Source organism: Piscinibacter sp. XHJ-5, from assembly GCF_029855045.1.
In the GTDB taxonomy this organism is placed as follows: domain Bacteria; phylum Pseudomonadota; class Gammaproteobacteria; order Burkholderiales; family Burkholderiaceae_C; genus Albitalea.
The window spans coordinates 3,412,821-3,424,378 of the sequence record NZ_CP123228.1; the positions used below are offsets into that span (position 1 = coordinate 3,412,821).

Below are 11,558 nucleotides of genomic sequence, written 5' to 3' on the forward strand. Positions count from 1 at the left end.
ACAAAGGGGCGACCATGCCGCACACCATCGATGGCGCCAGCCAGCCGTCCGACAGCGGACCGCGAGGTCCGCTGTCGGACATACGCGTGCTGGATCTGAGCGCCTACATCGCGGGCCCCTATGGCTGCTCGTTGCTCGCCGACCAGGGGGCCCAGGTGATCAAGGTTGAGCCGCCGGCGGGCGACAACCTGCGCAAATACCCATCGACGCTCGAAGCTGAGAGCCGTGCCTTCATCGGCGTCAATCGCAGCAAGCTCGGCATCGTGCTCGACCTCAAGACCGACCCAGGGCGAGCAGCGCTGCTTGCGCTAGTGCGCACCGTCGACGTGCTGGTACACAACTTCCGGCCGGGCGTGCCGCCGCGCCTGGGCATCGGGTACGAGCAACTCGAGGCCCTCAATCCCCGCCTGATCTATTGCGCCGTCAGCGGCTACGGCGAAACCGGCCCGCTGAAAGACAGGGCCGGGTACGACCAGGTGCTGCAAACGATGACTGGCATGTGCACCGAGCAAGGAACGCGCGGCGGCCCGCCCGAGATCCTCTGTGGTTCGGTGGTCGACTACTACGCAGCGGCGCTGGTCGCCGCTGGCGTTTCCTCTGCTCTGTATGAGCGCGAAAAGAGCGGCAAGGGACAGTTCGTCGGCGTTTCGCTGCTGCGCTCGGCTCTGGCCATGCAATCGGCCCGCATGGTCCTGGCCGCGGGCGAGCCCAAAGACGTCGAGCGCGACATGCGCTCGGGCGGCATCACCGGCCTGTACCCGACGAAGCACGGCTTTCTCTACCTTTCGGCCAACACGCCGCACTTCTGGCGGGCGCTCTGCGAGAAGACCGGTCTGGCAGACCTCGCGGCCGAGGAGTGCTACGACAGCGTGCAAAAGCGTGCGCTGCGCAAGTCCGAGATCGTGCCCAGGCTGTGCCAAGCCCTGCAGGCGCGCAGCGCGTTCGAGTGGGAGGTGCTGTTCGGCGACGAGGTGCCCTGCGCCGCCGCGCGCGGCGTCGAGCACATGTTCGACGACCCGCAGGCGCTAGCCGAGGGCCTTGTCACGACGTTCGAGCATCCAACGCTCGGCTCGTACCGCGGCTTCACGCGCGCGGTCAAGTTCGGACGCACGCCGGGGCCGCATCCCTTCGCTGCGCCGACGCTCGGCCAGCACACCGACGACGTGATGCGGTCGCTCGACATCACGCCGAGCACTGATGCTCCAACTCAACCAGCAGCGACCGCGCTTCAACCAGGTCGACTGTTGTGAGACCTTCGGTGAACCTACCGTAGACGGGAGCAAGCAGGTCCAGGGCTCGCCTGCGTTCGGATTGGGTGCCCATGAGGCGCGCCTGGCTCACGGCAGCGCGCAGTTCCCACAGTCGAGCGCCTCGGCTGTGGGCAATCGTCATCGCCCGCTCGAAGCAACGCTCGATCTGCGCGTCGTCGCGCCGTGGACCTTTGCTCAACACATCGCCACGCACGCGCCACAGCTCGGCATCGCACCAGCCCTGAGCCGAATCGGCGCACATCGCGATCGCCAACTCGACGGCAGATACCGCCTGTTCGTGGCGGCCGTCGGCAGCGAGCGCAGACCCCATCCCCGCCATGAAGAACGGGACGAACGCCGGGGAACCCACGGCCTTGATCTCGCGAATACCCCGCTCGTAGGCATCGACCGCTTGTGCGGCGGGTCTGCACGACGCCATGATCCAACAGCCGCGCAGACAGTGGGCAAGGCCTTTGTAAAAAGGAAGGCGGTGCCGATTCGCAAGCCCCTCCATGGCTTCGAGCTCGACGGCTGTGGCGGCAATGTCGCGTGTGCAAATGGCCAGCAAAGCGCCATAGAAATGGGTGTAGGCCTGTGTCAGACCTGAACCGACGCCGCGGGCTTGTTGGATCAGTGTGGCGGCTTGTTCGGCGTGCCCCTGGATAACCTTGACCAGGCCCAGACCCGACAGGCACGCTGGCCCGGGGTCGACCGCCAACTGCGCGGTAAACCCTGCCTGCTTCGGCAACCGGGCGAGTCCCAAAGCCTGCTCAAAGTGGTGCGCAGCACGCTCGAAATCCCCGAGAAACGTGTGAGACACGGCGACCGACCGATGCGCGCACATCAGCATCTCGTGGCTGCCCGCGGACACCGCGTTGGTCACCGCCTCGGTGGCCAGCATCAACGCCTTCTTGAACTCGGCACCGGTATTGTTGGCGGCCCACAGTCCATCGAGCGTCGCGAAACGATGCGACAGATCGTCAGGAGCCGCGTCGAGCAATGCATACGCGCGCTCGTACGCTGCCCTCGTTTCCTTGGCTCCAGGCCCGCCGCTCGCGCGGTGGGCCTTCGCCAGCGTCAGTTGCAGCTGCAGCTCCTGCCGGCGTCGATCCACGCAATCGGCTTCGCGGCCGATGAGGTCGATGGCACGGCTGCAGTAACCCGCGGCCTCCACATAGGCCGACTTGGCCAGCGCGGAATCGCCCGCCTGACTCCAGTAACTGATGGCTTTCCCGGACTGCCGCGCGCGTTCGGCATGATGGGCCAGGATCTCGCTGGGCCCGTCGGCGTGGAGCGCCTCCAGCACCTCGATGATGCGCGCATGGATGGCCTGACGTCGTCCACGCAGGAGGCTCTCGTACACCGCCTCCTGCACGAGCGCGTGCTTGAAGGTGTAGTGCCCATGGGTGCGCGTGCCGCGACGGAAGATCAGCTCTGCGTCGATCAGCTTGTCCAAGGCCAACTGCACATTGTCCGGCTGCTCGACCACCTCCTGCAGCAGCGCGGCATCGAACTCGCGCCCGATGCATGCGGCGACCTGCGCCACCGCCTTGACCTCGGGGATGCGGTCCAGCCGCGCCATCAACGAGCCGTGCAGCGACGCCGGGATTGACGCCTCGCCAGTCTCCAGCACTGCCTTGGTCAGCTCCTCTGCGAACAGCGGCACTCCGTCGGTCTGGGCAACAATCGTCGCGCGCGTGTGCGCTTGCAGGGCCTCGCCGCCCATCTTGGCCACAATCGCCTCCACGTCCATGCGGCTGAGCCGGTTCAGCGTCAGACGCGTAACGGCAGGATGGGCAGCCAGCTGGGGTTCGTTGTCGGGGCGACTGGTTACGAGTATGAACATGCGGACGCTGTCGATGCACTCCAGGCAGCGTTCGATCAGCTCCAGCGTCGTTGGGTCGATCCAGTGCGCGTCCTCCAGCACGAGGAGCAACCCTTGCGGCTGCGCAATCTCCTGCAACTGCTCGACCATCAGCTCCAGCGTGCGCTCGCGCAGCATCTGCGGCGTTAACTCCAGCGGCCCGTAGCGCTGCGTGCCGTTGAGCCCCAGCAGCGTCGCGTACAGCGCCGCCGCCTGCGCGCCGCCGGCCGTCGTCTCCAGCTTGTCCAGCGCCTGCTCGGTGCTGTCTTGTTCGCGCAGCCGGGCCGTGCGGCTCAGCCGCTGGATCACCGGCCACAGCGGGCTGCCCGTGTGGTAAGGCGAGCATTGCCAGCACACTGCCTCATGCGGCTGCGTCGCAACAGCGTCCAGCAACGCCCGCGTCAGCCGCGACTTGCCGATCCCCGCCTCGCCCACCAGCAGCACCACCTGGCCTTCCCCGCCTCTTGTCTGCTTCCAGCACTCCAGCAACAGCGCCAGCTCCTGCTCGCGACCCACCATCGGCGCCAGCTGTGGTCCGCGGCGCGCCTCGAAACGGCTCTCGCTCGGCCGCTCCTCACCCACCGAATACGCCTGAACCGGCTGCTCTATGCCCCTCAGCGCATGCCGGCCCAGCCCGTGCACCGCGAAGCTGGCACTTAGGAGTTGCTTCGTGATCTCGTCGATCACGACCCGGCCGGGCGCGGCCAACGCTTGCAGTTGCGCGGCCAGATCCGGCGCTACTCCCACGGCTGAGTGCTCTCGCGCCGGGCCCTGCCGCACCAGGTCACCCACCACCACGGCGCTGGTGGCGATGCCCACCCGCGCCGCCAGGGCCTCCCCGCCCGGCGTGCGCAGCGCCGCGACCGCTCGCGCCATCGCCCATGCGCAACGCACCGCGCGCTCCGCGTCATCCTCGTGCGCGCGCGGCCAGCCGAAGTACGCCAGCACGCTGTCGCCAATGAAGTTGGCCACGTAGCCGTCGTACTGAGGGACCATCCGCGTGCACGCCGCGTGGAATGCCCGCACCACTTCGCGCATGTCTTCGGCATCGAGCCGATCCGACAGCGCCGTCGAGCCCACCATGTCGCAATACAGCACCGACAGCTGTCGTCGTTCGGCGCTGGCTTGAACCGGCTGCGCAACGCCGCCGTGCGGCAACACCCGCGCTTTCAGCTCCGCGATCGCCACCATGAGCTTGCGCCGGTGTCCCACCGAGGTGACCCCAAGCCCGACGAGATCGGCCGCCGTAAGACTGTGCAACGTCTCCTGGTCAATATCGTTGGCCTCGAACTCGCGCGCGTAGCGCGCGAGCCCAAGCTCGTGAAGCCAAGCCTCGATGTTCATGGTAAGCACGCGCGCTTTCGCATCCAACCAATCCTAGTGTCACGCTATCCACGCGTATAGATGTCTCCTGCGGCCGCGCGCTGCACGCCCCCTCGCACGCGGCATAGTGCCGCGAAATTGACCTGCCCTCGGACATCCGTAGTAGTGGACTCCAGCAGAGTCGTTATAGATCGTTTGCGGACACGACTACAACCACCAACGACCGCACAGCGCCCTCGGGTACGTGCCGACGGCCATGTCCGCCGCGCGAACCGTAACCGCGAAACTCGCTCCGGTGTGGTGTGGTGTGTGCGTGTTCGCCTGGACGTGCGGAAGGAACCCGACAGCCGCCAAGGGACTGCGGCCATGCAGCAGCCCGTGGATATTGAAGCCCGCGGCGCACCGCGTGCCGCGCGTCGCCCTCCCTGCCTTTGAGCCAGCAGCCAGCCATGCCGTTGTCGTGCGTGCGACTGGTGCAGCGCAACAGCCGCGCTGAATGAGGTGGCCTGCCCGGAGGGACTCGAACCCCCGACCTGCTGCTTAGAAGGCAGCTGCTCTATCCAGTTGAGCTACGGGCAGCGGGGCCGTGGAGGCCATCAAGGCCTATGGAGGCCTGAGAAGATGGTCGGGGTGAGATGATTCGAACATCCGACCCACTGCTCCCAAAGCAGTTGCGCTACCAGGCTGCGCTACACCCCGAACGCCGCAATTGTAGCGGTCGTCTTCTGGTTCGAGCAGTCGCTGGCAACAACGCGAGCCGTGCGCTCCTCAGGTGTCGCTGGTGCTGCGGCCCCGGAGCTTGCCGACGATGAACAGCAGAAGGATGGCGCCGACGATCGAGCCGATGAAGCCGGCGCCCTGCCCGGCTTCGTACCAGCCGAAGGCCTGCCCGATGAAGCCCGCCACGTAAGAGCCCGCGATGCCGAGCAGTGTGGTCATGATGAGGCCCAGCGACTGCGTGCCGGGAAGGATCGCGCGGGCCAGCAGCCCGACGATGAAGCCGACGATGGCCATGTAGACGTATTGCATGCGGATCTCCGTGTAGCGCTTCGAGCGTCAGGCGGACTGCTGCATGACGGAGCCGCAATGGTGCCCCAGCACCGGCGCGCCGCCAAGGGCTCAAGCGGCCAATTGCGCCCACGCCTTTTCCAGACGCTTGACGCTCACCGGCTGTGGTGTTCGCAGCTCTTGCGCGAACAGACTGATGCGCAGCTCTTCGAGCAGCCAGCGGAATTCGTCGAGCCGCACGTCGGTCACGCCCTTGCGCTCGGCCAGCGTGCGCAGGAAGCGCTGCTCGATCGGCCGAAGCTCCGCGAGCCGCGCCGCGTCGCGGGCGGGATCGGCGCGCCACTTGTCGAGGCGCATCGTCACGCCTTTCAGGTAGCGCGGCAGGTGTGCGAGTTGCGCCCACGGCGTGTCCGTGACAAAGCGCTTGGGCACCAGGCGAGCGAGCTGCGCCTGCACGTCGTCGGCTGTTTCCTTGGCGGCGCGCGTGTCCTTGAGCTTGCGCGCGGCGGACGCGTAGTCGATGAGCACCTGCAGCGCGCTGCGTGCGACCTCGTTGGCGATGAGCGTCAGCCGGCCACGGCCTTCATCGATGCGGCGGCGGAAGCCGGCGGCATCGGTGGGCAGAGGTTCGGCGAGGAAGGCACGGTCGATCGCCAGGTCGATGATCTGCCCGCGCAGCTCGTCGCCCGTGCCCAGCGGCATGTACAGCACTGACATCTTCTGCAGGTCGGGGATGTTCTTCTCCAGGTATTTCAACGCGTCGCGGATCTGCAGCGCGACCAGGCGGCGCAGGCCGGCGCGATGCTTCGCCGCCGCGACCTCGGGCTCATCGAACACCTCGATGAGGACGTGATCGCCGCGATCGATCAGCGCCGGAAAGCCCACCAAGGCCTGGTTCCCCTTGCGCACCTCCATCAGCTCAGGCAGCTCGCCGAAGGTCCAGTCGGTGTAGCGTTGGGCCGCGGGCGCCGGTGTCGCAGGAGAGGGCGACTGGGCGGGGGCCGCGCGCGCGGCAGGCGGCGTCGCCGGGGGCGCTGCGGCACTCGTCTTCAGCTTGGCGAGCGCCTGGAACGCGGAACGTGCTTCGCCGCCGAGATCCGCCTTCAGGCTGGCGAGATGACGGCCCATGCCGAGCTGCCGTCCGTGCTCGTCGACGACGCGGAAATTCATGAACAGGTGCGCCGGCACCTGCTCGAGCTTGAAGTCGCCCCGCTTGACGTCGAGCTGAGTCTTGTCGCGCACGGCCTTCAACAGCCGCTCGAGCAGGCTGCCGCCGCCGAACGAGCTGTCATCGTCGACGGCCGCCACGAAGGAATCGGCGAATTCCGCGATCGGCATCAGCCGCGAGCGTGGCCGCTGATGCAGGCTCTTCACGAGCGCCGTCACCTTGTCCTTCAGCATGCCCGGCACCAGCCACTCGCAACGCTCCTCGCTCACCTGGTTCAGCGCGTAGATCGGCACGGTGACGGTGACGCCGTCCTTGACATCGCCGGGCTCGTGCAGGTACGAGGCGGTGCAGTCGACGCCGCCCAGACGCAGCGTCTTCGGGAAAGCGGCGGTGGTGATGCCGGCCGCCTCGTGGCGCATCAGCTCTTCGCGCGTGAGCCACAGCAGCTTCGGCTGGCGGTGCGATTCTTCACGGTACCAGCGCTCGAAGCTCGCGCCGCTGGTCACCTCGGCCGGGATCTGCGCGTCGTAGAAGGCGTAGATGAGCTCGTCGTCGACAAGCACGTCCTGGCGACGCGACTTGTGCTCCAGCTCCTGCACCTGCGCAATCAGCTTGCGGTTGGCGCCCAGGAACGGCAGTCGGGTGTCCCACTCCTCGCCGACCAGGGCTTCGCGGATGAAGATCTCGCGCGCTGCCGCGGTGTCCACCTTCGCGTAGTTCACCCGCCGGTTGCTGTAGATGACGATGCCATACAGCGTTGCGCGCTCGAGCGCGATGACCTCGGCCGCCTTCTTTTCCCAGTGCGGGTCCAGCAGCTGCGTCTTCAGCAGATGGCCGGCAATGCCCGGGATCCACTGCGGCTCGATCGCCGCAATGCCGCGTCCGAACAGCCGTGTCGTCTCGACCAGCTCGGCCACCATGATCCAGCGTCCGGGCTTCTTCGACAGGTTGGCGCCCGGGTGGCGATAGAACTTGATGCCGCGCGCCCCAAGGTACCACTCGTCCTCGTCGCTCCTCAGGCCGATGTTGCCCAGCAGCCCGGCGAGCAGCGACAGATGGATCTGGTCGTAGGTGGCCGCGGTGGTGTTGAGCCGCCAACCATGCTCGGCGACCACGGTGTGCAGCTGCGAATGGATGTCGCGCCATTCGCGCACTCGGCGCGGCGAGATGAAGTTGTCGCGCAACAGCTGTTCCTGCTTGCGGTGCGACAGCTTGTGCTCGCCGGTGCCGCCGCGCGCTTCCTCCAGCCACTTCCACAACTTCAGGTCGCCGCTGAACTCGGACTTCTCGTCGTCGAACTTCCTGTGCGCCTGGTCGGCTGCTTGCTGCTGCTCCAGTGGGCGGTCGCGCACGTCTTGAACGCTGATCGCGGCGGCGATCACCAGCACCTCGCTCAGCGCATGACGGTCGCGTGCCTCGATGATCATGCGGCCCACACGCGGGTCCAGCGGCAGCTTCGCCAGCTCGCGGCCCACAGCCGTGAGTTCGTTCTGCTCGTCCACGGCGCCCAGTTCGGCGAGGAGCTGGTAGCCGTCGGCGATGGCGCGCCGCGGCGGCGGCTCGAGAAAGGGAAAGTCCTCGACCAGGCCCAGGCCGAGCGCCTTCATCCGAAGGATCACGCCGGCCAGCGAAGAGCGCAGGATTTCCGGGTCGGTGAATCGCGGACGCCCGGCAAAGTCCTTCTCGTCGTAAAGCCGGATGCAGATCCCGTTGCTGACTCGCCCACAGCGGCCGGCGCGCTGGTTGGCCGCGGCCTGGCTCACGGCCTCGACCTGCAGCTGCTCGACCTTGTTGCGGTAGCTGTAGCGCTTGACGCGTGCGGTGCCCGCATCGACGACGTAGCGGATGCCCGGCACGGTGAGCGAGGTTTCGGCAACGTTCGTGGCGAGCACGATGCGCCGCGCGCCGTGCGGCTCGAACACGCGGTCCTGCTCCTGCTGCGACAGTCGCGCGAACAGCGGCAGGATTTCGACGCCGGGCGGATGGTGCCGGCGCAGGTGCTCGGCGGCTTCCCGGATCTCCCGCTCGCCGGGCAGGAAGACCAGCGCATCGCCGCTGCCTTCACGCCACAACTCGTCGATCGCATCGCCGATCGCGTCGTTGAGGCCGAATTCGCGGCTCTCCTCGAACGGCCGCCACCGCTGCTCGACCGGATACAGCCGGCCCGAGACGTGAATGACGGGCGCGGGACCGTGGCGCGACGCGAAGTGCTGGGCGAAGCGGTCGGCGTCGATCGTGGCCGATGTGACGATGACTTTCAGGTCGGGCCGGCGCGGCAGGATCTGGCGAAGGTAGCCGAGCAGGAAATCGATGTTGAGGCTGCGCTCGTGGGCCTCGTCGATGATCAGCGTGTCGTACGCCTTCAGCAGCGGGTCGGTCTGCGTCTCGGCGAGCAGGATGCCGTCGGTCATCAGCTTCACGCTGGCACCGGCGGCCAGCCGGTCCTGGAAGCGCACCTTGAAGCCGACGACCTCGCCGAGCGGCGAGTCCAGCTCCTGCGCGATGCGCTTGGCCACGCTCGACGCGGCGATGCGCCGCGGCTGCGTGTGCCCGACGAGTCCGGCGCCGCCGGCGCCCCGGCCGCGTCCCATGGCCAGCACGAGCTTGGGCAACTGCGTCGTCTTGCCCGACCCGGTCTCTCCCGACACGATGACCACCTGGTGGTCCGCGATGGCACGCGCGATCTCGTCGCGTCGGGCGCAGACCGGAAGCGACTCGGGGAACGTGATCGGCGGGACGGGGTTCGCGACCGGCGCGGTGCGGCCGCGTGGTGAAGAGGACATCGGGCCTTCGTGCAAAAATCGTTGATTATTTCAAAGCGATCAAGCGCTGCGATGAGCCTTGTCTTTCCTCACACCTTCGTGCCGTGGTTCCGGTCGGTGGCGCCGTACATCCACGCGCACCGCGGCAAGACCTTCGTCGTCGCCATCGCGGGCGAGCTCATCGCCGCCGGCAAGCTGAACACCTTCGCGCAAGACCTCGCGCTGATCCATGCCATGGGCATCAAGGTCGTGCTGGTGCACGGCTTTCGCCCGCAGGTGGAGGAGCAGCTCCATGCCAAGGGCCACACATCGCGCTTCAGCCACGGCATGCGCATCACCGATGCGGTGGCGCTCGATTGCGCGCAAGAGGCCGCCGGCCAGCTTCGATATGAGATCGAAGCAGCGTTCTCGCAAGGCCTGCCCAACACGCCCATGGCCGGCAGCCAGATCCGCGTCGTCTCGGGCAACTTCATCACCGCGCGGCCGGTGGGCATCGTCGACGGCGTCGATTTCCAGCACACCGGCCTGGTGCGCAAGATCGACGCCAGCGGCATCCGCCGCGCGGTGGAGTTCGGCGCCCTGGTCATGCTCTCGCCGTTCGGCTTCTCACCCACGGGCGAGGCCTTCAACCTCAGCATGGAAGACGTGGCGGCGAGCGCCGCCATCGCGCTGCAGGCGGACAAGCTGATCTACGTCACCGAGGTCAAGGGCATTCCGCTGGACGTCAACGATCCGGCGAGCGAGATCGACACCGAGCTCGCGCTGGCCGATGCGGAAAAGCTGCTCTCCGCCTTGCCCAACCCCACCCAGCCGACCGACACCGCCTTCTACCTGCAGCACGCGGTGAAGGCTTGCAAAAGCGGCGTCGACCGCGTGCACATCGTGCCGTTCTCGGTCGACGGCTCCGTCCTCATGGAGTCGTTCACCCACGATGGCGTCGGCACGATGATCGTCGACGAGAAACTCGAGAGCCTGCGCGAAGCCACGTCCGACGACGTGGGCGGCGTGCTTCAGCTCATCGAGCCCTTCGAGAAGGACGGCACGCTGGTCAAGCGCGACCGCACGGAGATCGAGCGCGACATCGGGCACTACTCGGTCATCGAGCACGACGGCGTGATCTTCGGCTGTGCGGCGCTCTATCCCTACCCGGAAGCGCGCACCGCGGAGATGGCCGCGCTCACCGTGTCGCCGCACGTGCAAGGTCAGGGCGACGGCGAGCGCATCCTCAAGCGGATCGAGCAGCGGGCGAAATCGCAGGGGCTGGACAGCATCTTCGTGCTGACCACGCGCACCATGCACTGGTTCATCAAACGCGGCTTTGCGCAGGTCGATGCCGAATGGCTGCCCGAGGCCCGCAAGCGCAAGTACAACTGGGACCGGCGCTCGCAGGTCCTCGTGAAGAAACTGGCCTGACACCATCGAAAAGGAGTACCCATGGCCCGCACCGTTCAATGCGTGTATCTCAAGAAGGAAGGCGAAGGCCTGGATTTCGCGCCGTATCCCGGCGAACTCGGAAAACGGATCTACAACGAGGTGAGCAAGGAAGCCTGGCAGCTCTGGATGAAGCACCAGACCATGCTGGTGAATGAGAACCGGCTGAACCTTGCCGACCAACGTGCCCGCCAATACCTGGCGCGCCAGATGGAGCGGTTCTTCTTCGGCGAAGGCGCGGAGCAGCCAGCCGGATACGTGCCGCCGAGCGGTTCCTGACATATATCGGCGATCCGACCGGACGAGTATCTCTGGCCGCCTTCTCATGGTTTTTGCGGAGATTCCGGCCAGAGGATTCATTCCCGATCCCTTTTAGAATGCCGCCCATCGCCAGGGGTCCGGGCGCTCAGGAAAGGGGAAATCGACATGGCCTCGCTTCAGGATTTACTCGATCGCAAAGCCGCACTCGAAAAGGAAATCGAGGCCACACGCAAACAGGAAAGGGCCGATGCGATCGCGCAGGTCAGGTCCTTGATGTCCCAGTATGGTTTGAGCTTGTCGGATCTGAACAGCAAGGGCGCTGCCAAACCGCCTGCCGGGCAAGGTGGAAAAGTGGCGGTCAAGTACCGCAACGCCGCCACCGGCGATACCTGGAGCGGTCGAGGCCTGCAGCCCAAGTGGCTCAAGGCCGCCCTGGCCGCCGGACGCAAGATCGAAGAATTCGCCGTCAAGTGATGGTGTCCATGACGTGA

Annotated in this window: 7 protein-coding genes and 2 tRNA genes; 4 read left to right on the top strand and 5 right to left on the bottom strand. The window is 66.7% G+C overall.

Annotated features, from left to right (window positions below):
* Positions 1 to 14 precede the first annotated feature (14 nt).
* On the top strand, positions 15 to 1,250 hold the full coding sequence (locus P7V53_RS16140) for a CoA transferase (protein WP_280150408.1): 1,236 nt from the start codon (positions 15 to 17) through the stop codon (positions 1,248 to 1,250).
* On the opposite strand, the gene P7V53_RS16145 is transcribed toward P7V53_RS16140, so the two are convergent.
* The 5 genes from P7V53_RS16145 to hrpA all read right to left on the bottom strand — a co-directional run bounded on the left by P7V53_RS16145 (position 1,183) and on the right by hrpA (position 9,396).
* Positions 1,183 to 4,458: an AAA family ATPase gene (locus P7V53_RS16145; protein ID WP_280150409.1), complete on the bottom strand. Its 3,276-nt coding sequence runs from the start codon at positions 4,456 to 4,458 to the stop codon at positions 1,183 to 1,185. The genes P7V53_RS16140 and P7V53_RS16145 overlap by 68 nt on opposite strands.
* A 481-nt stretch (positions 4,459 to 4,939) precedes the next feature.
* Positions 4,940 to 5,016 (bottom strand) — tRNA-Arg (locus P7V53_RS16150).
* Positions 5,017 to 5,059: 43 nt separating this feature from the next.
* Positions 5,060 to 5,136, bottom strand: a tRNA-Pro gene (locus P7V53_RS16155).
* A 69-nt stretch (positions 5,137 to 5,205) separates the two neighbouring features.
* A complete protein-coding gene (locus P7V53_RS16160) occupies positions 5,206 to 5,466 on the bottom strand; it encodes a GlsB/YeaQ/YmgE family stress response membrane protein (RefSeq protein ID WP_280150411.1) in 261 nt (86 codons plus the stop codon).
* 90 nt (positions 5,467 to 5,556) lie between these two features.
* Complete coding sequence (gene hrpA, locus P7V53_RS16165) at positions 5,557 to 9,396, bottom strand: ATP-dependent RNA helicase HrpA (RefSeq protein ID WP_280150412.1); 3,840 nt, start codon at positions 9,394 to 9,396, stop codon at positions 5,557 to 5,559.
* A 51-nt stretch (positions 9,397 to 9,447) separates the two neighbouring features.
* Here hrpA and argA point away from each other — a divergent pair, with 51 nt between their 5' ends.
* The 3 genes from argA (at position 9,448) to P7V53_RS16180 (ending at position 11,541) form a co-directional block, all read left to right on the top strand.
* Entirely contained in the window at positions 9,448 to 10,788 is a 1,341-nt protein-coding gene (gene argA, locus P7V53_RS16170) for an amino-acid N-acetyltransferase (protein WP_280150413.1), read from the top strand.
* Between the two features lie 21 nt (positions 10,789 to 10,809).
* Complete coding sequence (locus P7V53_RS16175) at positions 10,810 to 11,085, top strand: oxidative damage protection protein (protein WP_280150414.1); 276 nt, start codon at positions 10,810 to 10,812, stop codon at positions 11,083 to 11,085.
* A gap of 147 nt (positions 11,086 to 11,232) precedes the next feature.
* Entirely contained in the window at positions 11,233 to 11,541 is a 309-nt protein-coding gene (locus tag P7V53_RS16180; RefSeq protein WP_280150415.1) for an H-NS histone family protein, read from the top strand.
* Positions 11,542 to 11,558 lie beyond the last annotated feature (17 nt).

Coding starts and splice junctions, on each gene's coding strand:
- P7V53_RS16140 (WP_280150408.1), top strand. CDS start 15: ATGCCGCACACCATCGATGGCGCCAGCCAGCCGTCCGACAGCGGACCG.
- P7V53_RS16145 (WP_280150409.1), bottom strand. CDS start 4,458: ATGAACATCGAGGCTTGGCTTCACGAGCTTGGGCTCGCGCGCTACGCG.
- P7V53_RS16160 (WP_280150411.1), bottom strand. CDS start 5,466: ATGCAATACGTCTACATGGCCATCGTCGGCTTCATCGTCGGGCTGCTG.
- hrpA (WP_280150412.1), bottom strand. CDS start 9,396: ATGTCCTCTTCACCACGCGGCCGCACCGCGCCGGTCGCGAACCCCGTC.
- argA (WP_280150413.1), top strand. CDS start 9,448: ATGAGCCTTGTCTTTCCTCACACCTTCGTGCCGTGGTTCCGGTCGGTG.
- P7V53_RS16175 (WP_280150414.1), top strand. CDS start 10,810: ATGGCCCGCACCGTTCAATGCGTGTATCTCAAGAAGGAAGGCGAAGGC.
- P7V53_RS16180 (WP_280150415.1), top strand. CDS start 11,233: ATGGCCTCGCTTCAGGATTTACTCGATCGCAAAGCCGCACTCGAAAAG.